The sequence below is a fragment of the Bradyrhizobium sp. CCBAU 25360 genome (genome assembly GCF_028128695.1).
Taxonomy (GTDB): Bacteria; Pseudomonadota; Alphaproteobacteria; order Rhizobiales; family Xanthobacteraceae; genus Bradyrhizobium; species Bradyrhizobium ottawaense.
Genome location: NZ_LBJA01000042.1, coordinates 594,795 through 611,637 on the forward strand (window position 1 = coordinate 594,795; position 16,843 = coordinate 611,637).

Sequence of the window (16,843 nt, forward strand, 5' to 3'; positions counted from 1 at the left end):
TCGGCAGACCGTCTAACGCGCAAATCGTGATGGTGCGCGGCGAGGGGGCCGCTCAAGAGCTCGAAAGACCGTAACGAACATAGTGACTGTCGTCGTAGTAGTCGCTTCGATGGGTGTCGTATCGCGCCATTGCCTTGATGTCCGTCTTGTTCAAGACTGCGCCGATCAGCGAGTCCGAGATCGTCGGGGCAGTGTGCAGTGCATGCTGAACGACCTCGATCTTGGTGCGTCCCCACTCGACGACGAGAACGTAACAATCGATCAGAGGCGCCGTGACCCGTACGTCGACAAGCGGACTCAGCGGCGGAAGATCTACAATGACATAGTCATAGCTTTGTCGCAGGCGATCAAAGAGCTTGCATATCGCGCTGTCGGACAGAAGTTCGCTCGAGTGAAGTACGGGCCCGCGTTGAACGGCCGGAAGAACGGCAAGATTTGTCCTCGGATCCCGCCATACCACCTCCTCGAGTGGGCGATCACCGTTCATGACTTCAATAATGCCATCCACCGCCTTCGGGACGAGACGGGCCGAGAGCGATGGATTCCGGAGATCGCAGTCCACTATGATGACCTTCTTCCCGCTGTGTCCGATAAGTTGCGCCACGGAAGCAGCAATCGTGGTCTTGCCTTCGTTTGGGAGAGCTGACGTCAGGCCAATCACCTGGTTGGGGGTCTTTGCCGGGCTGTGATCGATCGCAATCTTGATCGCACGGATGGCCTCCGTGTACCGAGACAGGGGCATGCCTACGACGGCGCGATGAATGTCCGGAGCGGTCGAAAGTATTCGTTGGCTCGAGTCTTCCTGCGTCTGTTGAAGCCGGGCCGACGGCCTCTGCGGCTTGGGTAAGTTCAGGATTGGCACGAGAGACAGGCACGGCAGTTCCAGCGCGGCCTCGAGCTGGGAAGAGGTACGGAAAACGCGGTCCATTACGTCTCTCACGAAACCGAGCAGTAGTCCCAGCGCGAGGCCACCCAGAAGACCGAAACTCAGCACGACCTTCGTCTTCGGTTTGCTCTTGGTTTGAGCGGCGGAGGCGGGGAAGATGACCCGGGTTTCAGAGATAGGGAAGGTCTCCTGTTGCGTCGAGCCCATGTACTGCTGAAGGAAGGTATCGTAGAGGGCCCGCAGGCTTTTTGCGCGACTTTCCAAATCTCTTATCGTCAGCTCTGCCGAGTTCGTGAGGCGCGACTGCGCAATGGCAACGGACAGACGTTTTTCGATCTCCTGCTGCCGTTGCTTTGCGAGTTCGGCTTCGCTGCGGCTGATCTCGGAAAGTCTCCTCACCTCGTCTAGAATGGAGACCCGAAATTCACGGAGCCTGTTTCGGACGTTAACGACCGCCAGATGGTCGCGCCCGACGCGTGCCGATAACTCGGCCTCACGCCTGGAGAGTTCGAGATATTGCTGGCGTAGCGACGTAATGATTGGACTGTTCATCGCGTCGGAGCCGATGGCATCCAGATTGCTTATCGCGGATGGTTTTGCCGGGTCGGTGCCGAGGAGAGTTTCGTAGCGGGACAGCTTGGCCGCAGCCTCCGAACTCTGCGCACGGGCGGTAGCCAGCCGAGTATTGAGTTCCGTGATCTGCTGCTCGTCGATCGGTTTTCCACCGGGCGAAACGATGTTGTTCTGAGATTTGTAAGCGTCAACGGCACGTTCGGCGGTCAACGCCTCCTCACCGAGGTTTCGCAGCCGTTCCCGCAGCCAATTTGTTGCAGTGCGGCTGGCTTCAAATTTCGCGTCGAGCTGATCGTTGATGTAGGCTTTGGCAATTGCGTTCGCGATTTCCGCCGCTAGCGCTGGATCGCTCGAGGTGAAGTTGACTTCAATAACGTGACTGTAGCCAACTCGACCTGCAGATAGGCGATCCAGAAAGCTCGCAATGGCGGCTTCTGAGAGTTGCTCTGGCGCGGCAGATTGCGCAGCTTCCGACGCATTCGATCGCCATCGTCGAAGCCAGCTCAGTAGCCAGGACTGCAGCGACCGGGACTCCTTGAAATCCGGATGATCGCCCAATTTTAGCTGCTTGATCACGGCCGCAGCGGTTGCCTGCGACTTGATGATCTGCAGCTGCGTTTCGATCTGAGTGACATCGACGATCGGTTCGGAGAGCAACGATTGCTTCTGGAGGAATTGTGCCCTCGGGTTTTCGAACAGGACCTGAACCTGCGCCGTGTAGGCCGGCGAAACCAGTCGGAGATATATCAGGCTGGCGGCACCTGCCAGGACGGTGGTGAAAATGATGACGAGGTATTGCCGCCTTATAAAGACGAGCGCCAATTTAATGAGCTCGCCGATGCCCGCGGCGTCTTGGCGATCCGCCTGCATTGGCATGGAGGAGGGCAGACGTGCCCCATCGGTTTGGAGCGTATTGGTCTGAAGCATCGGACAATTCTCTCGGCTATTGACAGTCGCGCGGGAGCACGGGGCCGTAGGCGATATTCGAATCCGCGGCCGTATTTAAAATAATATATCTGATAAATTTTGTATTGCCAATTAAATCTGGCTCAGGCATTAATTGTCTGGAAATTAACTCGATGAAGGGCCGGCGTCCGATTAAACCCGATATTTGTCGCGAACTGAGCGAGGCGGACTTGGTCTGCTGCGCCGCTCAGTTGGGAGGACATGGGGAGAATAGGCCGACCGTCCGGGCGCTAGCGCCGCTTATCGGAGCGTGCGGTCATGCTGGAAGTGCGAAGTTTGGCGATTCCGGATGTCAAGCTGGTCCGATCGAAACGCTTTTCCGATACGCGCGGCTATTTTTGCGAGACGTTTCGTCGCTCTGCTTTCGCCGAAAGAGGAATTTCTCACGATTTCATCCAAGACAATCAATCCTGCTCGGAGCGAGTCGGGACGGTTCGCGGATTGCACTTCCAGCAGCCTCCTTTCGCGCAGACCAAGCTGGTTCGCGTGTTAAGGGGAGCGATCGTTGACGTGGTGGTCGACCTTCGGCGGCGGTCGCCGACATTCGGCCGGCACGTCTCGGTCAAACTGGATAGCGAGACTGACGAGCAGTTGCTCGTTCCAAAAGGGTTCGCTCACGGTTTCTGTACGCTCGAGCCTCAAACTACGGTCTTTTACAAGGTCGACGAGGTCTACTCTCCGGACCACGACGCCGGCATCCATTGGGCCGATCCGGAATTGGCTATCGAGTGGCCGGTGAGGGCCTCGGCGGCCCAGCTTTCACCGAAGGATCGGGCGCTTCCCCGTTTCGACCAGCTTGCTTCAGTGTTTGAATAGAGGGCGTGGCATGCGTGTCCTGGTGACCGGAGGAGCGGGATTTATCGGGTCTGCGGTCTGTCGACAGTTGGTGCTGGAAGCCGGTGCCTCGGTCGTCAATGTCGACAAGTTGACCTATGCGGCCAATTTGGCCTCGCTGGCATCCATCGAAGGTACCAGCTGTTATCGATTCGAGCAGCATGACATCTGCGATCAGGAGGCGGTCACTCGCTTGTTTCACGAGTGGGAGCCAAGCGCAGTCATCCACTTGGCAGCGGAGAGCCATGTCGATCGGTCGATTACAGGCTCGGCAGCGTTCGTTAGCACCAACATCGTCGGTACCTATACTCTACTGGAAGCTGCCAGACGATATTACGACGGGCTTTCAAGCCAGAGGCGAAGTCAGTTCAGGTTCATTCACGTGTCGACGGACGAGGTCTACGGTTCATTGGGGCCGGTCGACTGCTTCCGGGAAGATACCCCTTACCGGCCGAGTTCACCCTATTCGGCGAGCAAGGCCGCCTCGGACCACCTCGCGCTCGCCTGGTATAAGACCTATGGCTTGCCGGTGATCGTCTCCAATTGTTCGAACAATTACGGACCATTCCAATTCCCGGAAAAGCTCATTCCCCTGACGGTTCTCAACGCGATTGAGCACAAGCCGTTGCCTGTCTATGGCGACGGCAGCAATGTGCGCGATTGGCTTCATGTCGACGATCACGCCGCAGGCCTGATCAGGCTGCTGTTCGAGGGCAGGGCCGGAGAGAAGTACAATTTCGGCGGCGATAGCGAACGCTCGAACCTGGAGGTAGTCACCCAGATTTGTGACGTGCTTGATCGACTACGTCCGGGGCCGACAGCGAGGCGATCCTTGATCTCGTTTGTGCCGGACCGTCCGGGACACGACGCACGTTACGCAATCGATGCGTCCAAAGCGCGCAGCGAGCTGGGATGGCAGCCGACCCGAAGCTTCGAACAAGGTCTCGCCGACACGGTGGAATGGTATCTGGCCAGCGGCGCCTGGTGGGCGCGGGCTCGCAATATGGTCTACGACGGCGCGCGCCTTGGTCTCCCAGCCACCCGCCACTGAGGTTGCCATGATCGAACGACCGATTCTGATTGCTGGTCGAAACGGCCAATTGGGCAGTTGCCTTCGTGATCTCGCTGCGCTTAGCGGCCTATCTGCAGTGGCCCTCGGACGTGAGGAACTCGACCTAGAAGTCCGGGACGGGATCGACAGGACGGTCGCCTCGATCGCCCCCTGCATGATCATTAATGCCGCGGCTTATACGGCTGTGGATCGGGCAGAGTCGGAAGTCGGAAAAGCCTTCAGTGTCAACCGCGATGGTGCAGCTGCGTTAGCGGATGTCGCATGGCAGAGAAACATTCCGCTTGTGCATTTATCGACGGATTACGTCTTTGACGGTGCCAAGAGCGAGGCTTACGACGAGACCGACGTTCCGGCGCCGTTGAACACATATGGCGCGTCAAAGTTGGCCGGCGAGGCGGCCGTTCTGGCGGCGCATCCTCTCGCGACTGTCGTCAGGTCGTCTTGGATCTACAGCGCAACAGGCAGCAACTTCGTTCGGACGATGTTGCGGCTGGCCGAAACGCGTCCAATCGCAAGGGTGGTCTGCGACCAACACGGAAGCCCGACGTCAGCAGCGGAGCTGGCCGCAGCGCTCCTGAAGATCGCAGAGCGGTCGATCACAGATGATCGCCGCATCGCGGCAGGCATCTTCCATGTGTCCGGCCAGGGAACAACGAGCTGGCACGGCTTCGCCGAGGCAATTTTCGATGGTTTATCCCGTCGTGGAGTGCGGCCGCCGGCGCTGGAAGCGATCACGACTGAGCAGTACCCCTGCGCTGCGCGCAGGCCCCTGAACTCCCGCCTGGACTCGTCCAAAGTGGAGCGCGTGTTTGGAATTCGATTGCCGGCCTGGCGCCACTCTCTCGAAACCTGTCTCGACCAACTTGTCGGAAAAGGAGACACCGATGCTGAAGGGAATAGTCCTGGCTGGCGGCAGCGGAACGCGGCTCTATCCGATCACGCGTGTGGTGAGCAAGCAGTTGCTGCCCATCTATGATAAGCCGATGATCTACTACCCGCTGTCGACGCTGATGCTGGCAGGAATCCGCGAAATCCTGGTGATCACGACCCCGGCAGACCGGTCTCAGTTTGAGCGATTGCTCGGAAATGGAAGCCAGTGGGGGATTAGCCTCAGCTATGCGGAGCAACCTCGTCCCGGCGGCCTGGCGGAAGCCTTCATCGTAGGTGCCGATTTCATCGGAACCGATCGCGTCGCAATGGTGCTCGGAGACAATATCTTCTTCGGCGGCGGCTTGCGCGAACTTCTCACAAGGGCGGCAGCCCGCGAGGAAGGCGCAACCGTGTTCGCGTATCACGTGCGCGATCCCGAACGATATGGCGTCGTTACGTTCGACGAGGCGGGCCGCCCACTACGAATCGAGGAAAAGCCGAGAAAGCCGACATCGAACTGGGCGATCACCGGTCTTTATTTCTTCGACAACCGGGTCGTGCGATATGCCCGCCGTGTCAAGCCGTCGCCGCGGGGAGAGCTCGAGATCACCGATCTGCAAATGCGCTATCTCGCGGCCGGCGCTCTCCACGTCGAGCGCATGGGACGGGGCTTTGCATGGTTGGACACGGGCACGGTCGAGTCGCTTCTCGACGCAGGGACCTTTGTGCAGACGCTTGAAAAACGACAGGGCATGAAGGTGGCTTGTCTCGAGGAGGTCGCCTTTCGGCAGGGATTCATCGATGAAGATCAGCTTCTTGGACTGATTCAGCCGCTGGAGAAGAGCGGATACGGCAGATACCTCAATGAAATCCTGCGGTTGCCCGGCGCGCGCTCCGGCGTCGCAATCGACGGCTGATTTAAAATTATTATTTCCGATTTAATTAATTGACCGGCGCGGTTCTTTTAAATTAAATACTTCGCTTGCGAAGCTCGAGGGCTGGCCATGTTGAATCAAAAGGCGAGCGTCTTCCATCGGCCGGCAAGGCCGCTCCTCCCGGAAGAGGGTGATTTCGGCCAGATAGATGCTGACTTGCTCGGTGCGCCCCTCTGGAATGCGATCCGGAGCAGAGACGCTGCCTGGCTGTGGAGGACGACCAGCACCCTGACGCGCCCGGACAGCCTCGGCTCGCTACTCTCCTCAAGCTCCGATCTGCGAGCGGCGGCCGCGTCTTCGCGTTCGCGAGCCGGTACGACACATTGGATAAGTTCGAGCGGCGGCTATTGGAATGTCGCCACGAATTGGAGTGCGGGTATTCCGACGGCGGCGCACGGCGCCTTCATTGGCGCGCCTGGATCCTATGTTGTCACGACCAGAGCCAATGTCGATGTGGGCAGTTTGATCGTTGAAGCAGGTGTGACGATCGCGCTCGGGGAAGACTCGTCGTTCGTGGTGGAAGGTAACGCCATAAATAACGGGAGCATCAAGGTCGGATCACCCGGCGGCGAGGGGGTTGCCGCAGCGGACTTCAAAGGTGATGTCCGCGGGTCGGGCGCCTTCGCGATTTCCGACAAATCGGCACTCGAGATCGGAGGCTCGGTCTCCGGACAGCTCGTGAACGGTTCGTTTTACGGAATAACCGTCTCGTTCGAGACGGACGTCGGCACCCTGGTTCTCGATCGCTCCGCCCAATTTCATGGCCTGATCGGGAGTTCGTCGCCGGACCGACCGCTTTCAACCGGCAATCTGATCGACCTCAGGGATTTCGCTTTCACGTCGACGATGTCGGCCTCCGTTCATTACGACCTGGGCTCAAACATCAGCACAGTCGATTTCAGCAATGGAGTCGGCAATGTCACTCTGCTGTTCTCCGGCCAGGATACGAACTGGACCTTTGCAAGTGATGGGCAGGGCGGCACGCTCGTTGCAGACCCAGTCACGAACCCGATCGTACTGGAAAATCAGAAACAAGGCACATCGCCAAATATCTGGCAGATCGACCCTGGCGCGGACTCAACGAAAATCCAGGGGTTCACGACAGCGATAAGTACCAACATCGGCGGCACCGTTCAATTCAAGATCAACAACCAGACGGGCAATCCGAATTATCGTATCGATATCTACCGGCTGGGTTATTACGGCGGCAACGGCGCCAGACTGATTACGACCGTACAGCATCAGGCCGCAACTTCGGTTGTGCAGCCGGCGCCATTGAAGAACGCATCGACGGGCCTCGTCGACGCCGGCAACTGGAGCGTGACCGACTCATGGAGCATACCGACTGACGCCGTTTCTGGCGTGTACATCGCCAACGTCATCGACGGAACGCAGATCTTCCAGATTCCATTCGTCATCCGCAACGATGCGTCGCACAGCGCTGTGGTATTTCAGACGGCCGATCAGACGTGGCAAGCCTACAACCCCTGGGGCGGAGCCAATCTTTACACCGGCAACGGACCTGGCATCAACGGTTCGGCCTATGCCGTAAGCTACAACCGCCCCATTACGACGCGTGACGGTGGTCTGTACGGCACCGCCAACGATATGGTGTTCTCGGCGGAATATCCGGCGATCTACTGGCTTGAGCAGAACGGATACGACGTCTCCTATATCTCCGGCATCGACGCTGCGACCAGCGGATCACTCCTGCTCAACCATCAAGTCTACATGGATGTCGGTCACGATGAATATTGGACCGACAGCCAGTTTTCCAACGTCCAGGCGGCCGGCCGTGCCGGCGTCAATCTGATGTTTCTCAGTGGCAACGAAGTGTATTGGCAAACGAGACTCGCGCCCAGTATCGATGCCAGCCAGACGGCCAACCGCACCCTGATCTCGTACAAGGACACCCACGCCAATCAGTTGATCGACCCAACTGGAACGGCGACTGGCACCTTCATGGACGCGCGCTTTGCGTCGACTGGAGGCCTGTCGGGAATCCCTTCCAACGCCCTCACCGGCCAGGTATTTCAGGTGGACTCCGATCGCACGGATATTATCCGGATTCCGTACGACATGACGAAGTTGCGCTTCTGGCGCAATACGTCGGTTGCCAATACGCCGGTGGGCCAAACCGCCTCGCTTGTACAGAATCTGCTCGGTTATGAGTGGGATTCGTCGCCTGATAACGGCTTCCGCCCGGCTGGACTGGTAAATGTGTCGTCTTCGACGCTGCAGATCACCGGCCAATATCTCCTGGACTACGGCAACACCACGGGCAACGGAACAGCAACTCATAATCTGGTCGAGTTTCGCGACCCGGTCAGCGGTGCCCTTGTTTTCGGGGCCGGCACGGTGTTCTGGTCGTGGGGCCTCGCCTCCGATCACGACCAGGTGGTTGGGTCCGCTACGCCGATTGATCCGAACGTCCAGCAAGCAACGGTCAATGTGCTCGCCGACATGGGCGTGCAACCCGCGACGCTGCAAGCGAGTCTGGTAATTGCTTCCCAATCGACTGATCACACTGCTCCAACATCCACCGTCACGAACGTCTCGGCCAGCAGCATCCCGGAGGGCCAGTCGGTTACCGTCACCGGATCGGCGAGCGATGCGGGCGGCGTCATCGGCGGTGTTGAAGTCTCGGCAGACAGTGGACAGACGTGGCATCCCGCCAGCAGCAGAGTCGGCATCGCGAATGTGACCTGGTCGTATACATTCTCCGCTGGCGCTTCCGGCCAGTACAACATCAAGAGCCGGGCGGTGGACGACAGCCTGAACCTCGAGACGGCCGGCCAGGGCGTTGCTTACACCGTCACGCCTTCGTCGAACCTGACGATCTTCAATCCGACCGATACGCCGGCCGTAGTCACAACCAACGACGCCGGCGCTGTAGAATTGGGTGTGAAGTTCGTCGCCGCCGAGTCCGGCGATATCACCGGCATCCGGTTCTACAAGGGGCCGCAGAACACGGGGACGCATCTGGGCGATCTCTGGACGACGAATGGCGTACTGCTTGCGAGCGCCACGTTCACCAACGAAAGCGCGAGTGGTTGGCAACAGGTGAATTTCGCGACACCGGTCCATGTGCAGGCCGGGGTCACCTACATCGCCTCCTATCACACGAATACCGGTCAGTACTCTACGACCGACTTCTATTTCGACAATGCCGGCCATACGCACGGTGCGCTGACGGCGACAGGCAGCGGCCTCAACGGTGTCTATGCCTACGGTCCCGGACCGCTTTTCCCGAACACTGTTTCGATTGTGAAGGCTCAGAATTATTGGGTCGATGTCGTCTTCAGAAATACCAGCCAGCAGCCACAGGCCAACAATGACAGCGGTTTTAACGTAACCGAAAACGGTGTTCTGACCATTCCGGCATCGGCGCTGCTCGCCAATGATACGGATCCGGCCGGCCTGTCGTTTTCGATCACCGGCGTGAGCAGCCCAATCAACGGTAGCGTAAGCTACAACGCTCAGGCTCAGACAGTGACGTTCACTCCGACCGCGAATTTCGCGGGATCGGCGCAATTTTCCTATACGATCACTGACACGAGCGAGGCCACCGGAACCGGCCAGGTTCTCCTCAACGTCAACTATCCCGTCTCCGCGCAAAGCCTGTTCGCCACAAACGCCGCGCCGAGCGTGGCCAATTCGGGTGATACGAGCTCCGTCGAGGTCGGAGTCAAGTTTTCCGCTTCTGTGAGCGGGACGATAACCGGCCTTCGTTTCTACAAGGGATCGTCGAATACCGGTACCCATGTCGCGCATCTGTGGAGCTCGACGGGAACGCTCCTTGGTACGGCGACCTTCGCGAACGAGACGGCCAGCGGCTGGCAGCAGGTCAGTTTCGCGAGCCCGATCGCCATTTCCGCGGGAACGACATATGTCGCGTCCTACCACACCAACGGAAATTATTCCGACACTCCGAACTACTTCACGAGTTCAGTTACGAACGGCCAGTTGACCGCGCCAGCGGCGGGGAATGGAGTGTACGCCTACGGAACCGGGACCGTCTTCCCGGCCAACGTCTACAAGTCGACCAACTACTTTGTCGACGTGGTCTTCAATGGATCCGCCGCTACGAACAGGTCGCCGACCGCCGTGGCCGACACCGGCGACGCCACCGAGAAGGGCGGCGTCAATAACAGCACCGGCGGTTCGCTCGCCACTGGAAACGTGCTGACCAACGACACCGATCCGGACGCCGGCGATACGAAGACCGTAACTGCGGTCAGCTTCGGTTCGACCTCCGGCACGATCGGCTCAGCGCTGAATGGCGCGCATGGAAGCCTCGTGCTCAACGCCTCAGGGACCTTCACCTATACGGTCAGCGAGACGGATCCCGCCGTGCAGGTGCTGCGGCTTGCGAACAACACGCTGACGGATGTCTTCAATTACACGATGCGTGATGCCGCCGGCGCAACATCCTCGACCACGCTCACAGTCACCATTCACGGTGCCAATGATGCACCGGTGCTGGCGATCCAGACCGGTAACCAAACCGCGACAGTGGGTTCGGCGTTCTCGCTGACGCTGCCGGCCGGCACCTTCACCGACGTCGATTCCGGCGATTCACTCACCTATGGTGCGACAGCGGCGAACGGCTCCGCACTTCCCGCCTGGCTGACCTTTAACGCATCAACTCGAACCTTTAGCGGTACACCATCGTCAGCGGATGTCGGCACGCTGGGTGTGAAGGCAGCTGTGACGGATCTCGGCAGCCTCACCGCGAGCGAAACGTTCAATATTGTCGTGACAACGACCGCGAACGCCCCGCCAACCGCCGTCGCCGACACGGGTGACGCGACCGAGAAGGGCGGTGTCAGTAACGGCAGCGGCGGCTCACCCGCCACGGGAAACGTTCTGACCAACGACACCGATCCGGACGCAGGCGATACGAAGGCCGTGACTGCGGTCAGCTTCGGTTCGACTTCCGGCACGCTGGGCTCGGCGCTGAATGGAGCGCACGGAAGTCTCGTGCTCAATGCTTCGGGTGCTTTCACCTATACCGTCAATGAAACTGACTCTGCCATCCAAGCCTTGCGGCTATCGACTACCACGCTGACGGACGTGTTCAATTACACGATGCGTGACGCCGCCGGCGCAACATCGTCGACTACGCTCACAGTCACCATTCATGGCGCCAATGATGCGCCGGTCCTGGCGGCCCAAACCGGCAACCAGACTGCAACGGTTGGTTCGGCCTTCTCGCTGACGCTGCCGGCCGGCACCTTCACCGATGTGGATTCCGGGGATTCACTCGCCTATACGGCAACTGCGGCCGACGGCTCGGCGCTTCCCGCCTGGTTGGCTTTCAATGCGTCGACCCGGACTTTCAGTGGCACGCCGGCGTCGGCCGACGTCGGCACGCTCGGTGTGAAGGCCGCCGCGACTGATCTCGGCGGACTCACGGCAAGCGAGACGTTCAACATAGCAGTGGGCACGGCCTCCTCGACGGTCAGCTTGTTCTCGGCGTCCGATACGCCTTCGGTGCTCTCGACGTCCGACACATCTCAGGTCAATCTCGGCGTACGGTTCACATCCTCCGCTGCCGGCACGATTACCGGGATCAAGTACTACAAGAGTGCAAACGACACCGGCTCTCACACCGGCTCACTGTGGAGCAGCACGGGAACGCTTCTCGCGAGCGCAACCTTCTCCAACGAGACCAGCAGCGGTTGGCAAACCCTCACATTCAGCAGCCCCGTCTCGATTGCGGCCGGATCCACCTACGTGGCGAGCTTCCACAGCAACGGACGCTATGCGACGACGTCAAACTACTTTACCGCCGCACGCACGAACGGGCCGCTCACGGCTCCCGCGAGCAACAATGGTGTGTACACTTATGGAACAGGCAATCTGTTTCCAACCAGTACATTCAGCGCGACAAACTATTGGGTCGATGTGTTGTTCAGCAACGGGAGTGGCGGCACGAACCAGCCGCCGATCGCCAACAACGACAGCGGCTTCAACGCCACCCAAAACGTGCCACTCAGCATTTCTGGTTCGGCACTCCTCGCAAACGATACCGATCCTAACGGGGATGCGCTAACAATCACCGGGGTCAGCGGGGCCGTCAACGGGACCGCTAGCTTCAGCACCCAGAACAATACGGTGACGTTCACATCGGCGAGCAATTACACCGGACCGGCCTCGTTCAATTACACGATCTCGGACGGTCGAGGCGGGACGGCGAGCGCAAGTGCGACCGTGACCGTTCACGCGCCGTCAGCAAGCACCGTAAGCCTGTTCAGCTCGAATCCAACGCCCAGCGTGGTGACGGTGAATGATCCGAATTCGGTTGAGCTCGGTATGAAGTTCCAGGCGTCCACCACTGGCGACGTCATGGGGCTGCGCTTCTACAAGGGACCATCCAATACCGGCACTCACGTCGCCGATCTTTGGAGCAGCACCGGGACCCTGCTAGCGACGGCCACATTTACCAATGAGACGGCGAGTGGCTGGCAGCAGGTCAACTTTGCAACGCCGGTCACCATCACGGCGGGCACGACCTATATCGCCTCCTACCACACTGCGGGAAACTACTCGGACGATCCGAATCTATTTGCCAGTTCGGTAACCAACGGACCATTGACCGCTCCGTCATCCGCGTCCAGCGGCGGAAACGGCGTCTATGCATACGGATCCGGAAGCCTCTTCCCCACCAACACCTTCAACGCGACGAGCTACGCGGTTGACGTCCTCTTCAGACCGCAGCTAGCAGCATAGGAGAACCGCAATGCATACAGAGCTCTATACTGACGGGATTGACGAGGTCACAATTGGCGGGTCGATCGTGCGGGTCGACCTGGTCAGTCTCTCGCCCACGGAACGTGATGCCAACAACGCGCCCAAGAAAGTCTTTCGCCAAAGGCTGATCTTTTCGGCGGAGTCGTTCGCGAACTCCGTGGAGGTGATGCAGAACGCGCTTCAGGGTCTGGTCGATGCCGGCGTCGTCCAGCGCTCTCGGCCGAGGACGCCGATGGCCGCGCCACAGGCGAGTGCGCGCGTCGAGCCTGCCTCGTCAGTTTCGGACAATCCGCGATCTTCCAATGCCTCAACCAACTTCCGTTGAAATCGAGAGGTTCGAACCAGAACCGCCGTCGTCCGAGGACGAGCCGCGTCGGGCTGCTCAAACGGCCCTTGAATGCCTGTCAAGGATCGCTGCCCATCACGGTATCGATCTGCCTTCTGATCGGTTGCGGCACGCCTATGCCGTCGACGAGACTGGCATCTCGACCGATCTCTTGCTCCGCATGGCTCATGATGCGGGCCTTCGCGCCCGCACGGCGCAGCTCGATTGGAAGGCGATATGCCAGCTCGGCGAGGCCTATCCGGCTCTTGTCCAGCTCTCGAACCTCAACTGGGTCCTCGTGGTCGGCGCCGGCCCGGAATGCGACGCTGTAACGGTCTTTGATCCTCTGGCCGAGCGGACGGGAGAGCACCTGCTGGTCGATGCGGACCGCTTCTGCTCCAGGTGGACCGGAAAGGTCGTTCTGTTCAAGCGCGAGAGTTCCCCATCGCAGGGCCACAGGCCCTTCGGGCTGCGCTGGTTCATACCCGAAATGCTGCGGGAGTGGCGGCTCCTTTCCGACGTCGCAATTGCTGCGGTGTTCCTCTATGCGCTCGGGCTGGCGCTTCCGATCTTCTTTCAGCTCGTGATCGACAAGGTTCTTGTCCATGAGAGCCTCACGACACTCTACGTGCTCTCGGCTGGCGCGATCCTTGCGCTCTGTTTCGACGCCGTCTTCAGCTTCTTGCGGCGCTACCTGCTGCTCTATGCCACGAACAAGATCGACATCCGGGTCGCGACCAGGACGTTTCGGCATCTTTTGGGACTTCCGGTAACCTTCTTCGAGCGCATCTCGGCCGGCGTGTTGGTGAAGCACATGCAGCAGGCCGGACGAATCCGTGAGTTCTTGACCGGCCGACTGTTCCTGACCGCCTTGGACGCGCTTTCGCTTTTCGTCTTTCTGCCTGTTCTGGCGCTATACAGCATCAAGCTGACGTGCGTCGTGCTGGCCTTCACCGCCATCAGCGCGAGCGTGATTGCTATTCTGATGGGACCGTTCCGACGGCGGCTCTACCAGCTTTATCAGGCCGAAGCCGGGCGCCAGGCGCTCCTCGTTGAGACCGTGCACGGCATGCGTACCGTGAAGTCGTTGGCCATGGAGCCCGGCCAGAACAGGACATGGGACGATCGTTGCGCGCAGTCGGTATCGATGCGGTTTGGCGTCGAAAAAATCTCGGCGGGCGCTCAGGCCTTGACCGGTTTCCTCGAGAAGATGATGACGCTCGGCATCGTCGCACTTGGTGCGCTCGATGTCTTCGGCGGCGAGATGACGATCGGCGCACTTGTCGCTTTCAACATGCTGGCGGGACGCGTTTCGGGGCCGCTGGTACAGATGGTGACCATGGTGCACGAATATCAAGAGGTTGCGCTCGCCGTTAAGATGCTCGGCGAGGTCATGAACACGGAGCTGGAACGCGACGGTCGTCGCGAAGGCGTGCGGCCCGACTTCGCCGGGCAGATCGAGTTTGAAAACGTCACGTTTCGCTATGGGGAGGGAACGCCGGCGCTGGACGACGTGTCGTTCTCGATCGCTCCCGGCTCGATCTTCGGAATTGTCGGCCGGAGCGGTTCGGGCAAGACAACGCTGACACGCCTGATCGCGGGAATGTATCCGGTGCAGCAGGGGTTGGTGCGCATCGACGGTCACGATTCGCGCGAGATCGATCTCGCCCATCTGCGACGGAATCTAGGGATCGTGCTCCAGGACAGTTTCCTGTTCCGGGGCACAGTGCGCGAAAATATCGCATGCGTGAGGCGCGACGCCACGTTCGAGGAGGTCGTCCGGGCGGCTCAGCTCGCCGGTGCGGACGAGTTCATAGAGCGGTTGCCGAGGGGGTTCGACACCATGCTCGAGGAGCAGGCATCGAACCTGTCAGGCGGGCAAAAGCAGCGGCTTGCGATCGCGCGGGCCTTGATCGTCAACCCGCGTATCCTGATCCTCGATGAGGCCACCAGCGCACTGGATTCCGAGAGCGAGGCGATCATTCGGCGCAATCTGCGACGTATCGCGGAGGGACGGACCGTCGTCATCGTATCGCATCGGCTTTCGATGTTGTCGGACGCAAGCCAGATCTTGGTGATCGACCGTGGACGGGTCGTCGATGTAGATCGTCATGACGCGCTGCTGTCGAAATGCAGCTTCTACAGGCATCTCTGGAACCAGCAGACGAGGCAGGTCGCATGACTGCGGCTGAAAAGATCAGAGCTGAAGCAGCCTCAGGCAGATCCGGGCCTCCGTCCGGTTCACGGACGAGACGCCGGCTCATGAGGTCCGCGCCCACAGATTCTCGCTTTGTCGCGCAATTTCAATCAGACGCAGCCGAGATCGAGCAGCAGACGCCACCGCGTGTGGGACGGATCACGCTCTATTGCGTCGTCGCCCTGATCGCTGCGGCGATCACATTCGCATGCGTGTCTCGCGTTGATATGATTGTGACTGCGCAGGGTAAGTTGATCACGACGCGTCCGAACCTGGTTGTACAGCCGCTGGAAACGTCGGTTATTCGGGAGATTCGCGTCAAGGCCGGCGACGCCGTCAATCGCGGCGACGTTCTTGCGGTCCTCGATCCGACATTCTCTCAAGCCGATCTTGCTCAACTGCGCGGTCGCCTGGCGGGTCTCGACGCCTCCATCGGCCGGCTTCGAGCCGAGTTGGACGGCACGGACTACGGCCTCGATGAGGCGGCGAACGCCGACCAAGCTCTGCAGAGAAGGGTATTCCTCCAGAGGAAGGCGGCTTACGACCTTCAGATCCAGAACTATGACGCACAGATTGCGTCCGCACAGGCCAATCTAAAAACGGCTCAGAGCGAGGAGTTGGTCCTGGCCCAGCGGCTGGACACGATGCAGTCCATTGAAGCCATGCGAAGCGCGTTGATGGCCAAGGAGGTCGGTTCAAGACTGAACTTCCTGCTATCACGGGATGCGCGGTTGGAGGTCGAAAGCAACCTGGCGCGAGTCCGTGGCAGCATCGTCGACAACACGCATCGTCTGGACAAGGCCCGTGCAGACCAGAAGGTGTTCGCTGCCGAGTTTCGCCGCGGCGCCTATCAGGAACTTGTCGAGACGTTGCCAAAGCGGGATGGCACTGCCGAAGAGCTCAAAAAGGCGGAGCTCCGTCGGCAGCTGATCGTGCTGAATGCACCGGCGGATGCGGTGGTACTCGACATTGCCAATCGGACGGTGGGTTCGGTGGTCCGCGAGGCCGAGACTTTGTTTGTGCTGGTTCCACGGGACGAGACGCTCCGGGCGGAGGTCAACGTGGAGGGTAGGGATATCGGGCAGGTGGCGGTCGGGCAGGCCGTACGAGTGAAGTTCGAGGCATTTCCATTTCAGAAGTACGGCACCGCTACTGGCGAGGTCGGAGTCATTAGTCAGGACTCATTCTCGCCAGAGGCGAAGGCCGAAGGTGTGCGCCGGTCGTCAGCTCCCTATTACCGCGTACTGATCGATCTGCGGGACACGCACCTTCGGCTGCCGTCCGAGCGCGTTCAGTTGATGCCTGGTATGGCAGTCACCGCCGAGATGAAGGTCGGACAGCGAACGGTGATTTCATATTTTCTCTATCCCCTGCTTCGCGGCTTGGATGAAAGCATCCGGGAGTACTGAGCCGAATTTACAATGGTGTA

Annotated in this window: 9 protein-coding genes; 8 read left to right on the forward strand and 1 reads right to left on the reverse strand. The window is 59.7% G+C overall.

Annotated elements, in window-relative coordinates; all coding sequences use genetic code 11:
* Nucleotides 1-52: 52 nt before the first annotated feature.
* Nucleotides 53-2,386 (reverse strand): AAA family ATPase, encoded by a 2,334-nt coding sequence (locus tag XH81_RS26820; protein ID WP_095426577.1) that lies wholly within the window; start codon nucleotides 2,384-2,386, stop codon nucleotides 53-55.
* A gap of 297 nt (nucleotides 2,387-2,683) precedes the next feature.
* On the opposite strand from XH81_RS26820, the gene rfbC reads away from it, so the two are divergent.
* The 8 genes from rfbC (at nucleotide 2,684) to XH81_RS26860 (ending at nucleotide 16,823) form a co-directional block, all read left to right on the forward strand.
* On the forward strand, nucleotides 2,684-3,241 hold the full coding sequence (gene rfbC, locus XH81_RS26825) for a dTDP-4-dehydrorhamnose 3,5-epimerase (protein WP_028143636.1): 558 nt from the start codon (nucleotides 2,684-2,686) through the stop codon (nucleotides 3,239-3,241).
* A 10-nt stretch (nucleotides 3,242-3,251) separates the two neighbouring features.
* The gene (gene rfbB, locus XH81_RS26830; protein ID WP_028143637.1) at nucleotides 3,252-4,310 is read left to right on the forward strand and encodes a dTDP-glucose 4,6-dehydratase; all 1,059 of its coding nucleotides are present in this window, start codon (nucleotides 3,252-3,254) and stop codon (nucleotides 4,308-4,310) included.
* Nucleotides 4,311-4,317: 7 nt separating this feature from the next.
* Nucleotides 4,318-5,307, forward strand: a complete 990-nt coding sequence (gene rfbD / locus XH81_RS26835; RefSeq protein WP_049801695.1) for a dTDP-4-dehydrorhamnose reductase — start codon at nucleotides 4,318-4,320, stop codon at nucleotides 5,305-5,307.
* A complete protein-coding gene (gene rfbA / locus XH81_RS26840; protein ID WP_080670220.1) occupies nucleotides 5,216-6,118 on the forward strand; it encodes a glucose-1-phosphate thymidylyltransferase RfbA in 903 nt (300 codons plus the stop codon). The genes rfbD and rfbA overlap by 92 nt, the downstream gene beginning before the upstream one ends.
* 87 nt (nucleotides 6,119-6,205) lie before the next feature.
* On the forward strand, nucleotides 6,206-12,871 hold the full coding sequence (locus XH81_RS26845) for a DUF4082 domain-containing protein (RefSeq protein ID WP_080670221.1): 6,666 nt from the start codon (nucleotides 6,206-6,208) through the stop codon (nucleotides 12,869-12,871).
* A 10-nt stretch (nucleotides 12,872-12,881) separates the two neighbouring features.
* The gene (locus tag XH81_RS26850; RefSeq protein WP_028143639.1) at nucleotides 12,882-13,217 is read left to right on the forward strand and encodes a hypothetical protein; all 336 of its coding nucleotides are present in this window, start codon (nucleotides 12,882-12,884) and stop codon (nucleotides 13,215-13,217) included.
* Entirely contained in the window at nucleotides 13,195-15,399 is a 2,205-nt protein-coding gene (locus XH81_RS26855) for a peptidase domain-containing ABC transporter (protein ID WP_080670222.1), read from the forward strand. The genes XH81_RS26850 and XH81_RS26855 overlap by 23 nt, the downstream gene beginning before the upstream one ends.
* Before the next feature lie 80 nt (nucleotides 15,400-15,479).
* On the forward strand, nucleotides 15,480-16,823 hold the full coding sequence (locus XH81_RS26860) for an HlyD family type I secretion periplasmic adaptor subunit (RefSeq protein ID WP_097668682.1): 1,344 nt from the start codon (nucleotides 15,480-15,482) through the stop codon (nucleotides 16,821-16,823).
* Nucleotides 16,824-16,843: the final 20 nt, after the last annotated feature.

What these genes read in the sequence shown, in the direction of transcription:
- XH81_RS26855 (WP_080670222.1), top strand. Translation starts at nt 13,195, where the DNA reads ATGCCTCAACCAACTTCCGTTGAAATCGAGAGGTTCGAACCAGAACCG.
- rfbB (WP_028143637.1), top strand. Translation starts at nt 3,252, where the DNA reads ATGCGTGTCCTGGTGACCGGAGGAGCGGGATTTATCGGGTCTGCGGTC.
- rfbD (WP_049801695.1), top strand. Translation starts at nt 4,318, where the DNA reads ATGATCGAACGACCGATTCTGATTGCTGGTCGAAACGGCCAATTGGGC.
- XH81_RS26820 (WP_095426577.1), bottom strand. Translation starts at nt 2,386, where the DNA reads ATGCTTCAGACCAATACGCTCCAAACCGATGGGGCACGTCTGCCCTCC.
- rfbC (WP_028143636.1), top strand. Translation starts at nt 2,684, where the DNA reads ATGCTGGAAGTGCGAAGTTTGGCGATTCCGGATGTCAAGCTGGTCCGA.
- XH81_RS26860 (WP_097668682.1), top strand. Translation starts at nt 15,480, where the DNA reads ATGAGGTCCGCGCCCACAGATTCTCGCTTTGTCGCGCAATTTCAATCA.
- rfbA (WP_080670220.1), top strand. Translation starts at nt 5,216, where the DNA reads ATGCTGAAGGGAATAGTCCTGGCTGGCGGCAGCGGAACGCGGCTCTAT.
- XH81_RS26850 (WP_028143639.1), top strand. Translation starts at nt 12,882, where the DNA reads ATGCATACAGAGCTCTATACTGACGGGATTGACGAGGTCACAATTGGC.
- XH81_RS26845 (WP_080670221.1), top strand. Translation starts at nt 6,206, where the DNA reads ATGTTGAATCAAAAGGCGAGCGTCTTCCATCGGCCGGCAAGGCCGCTC.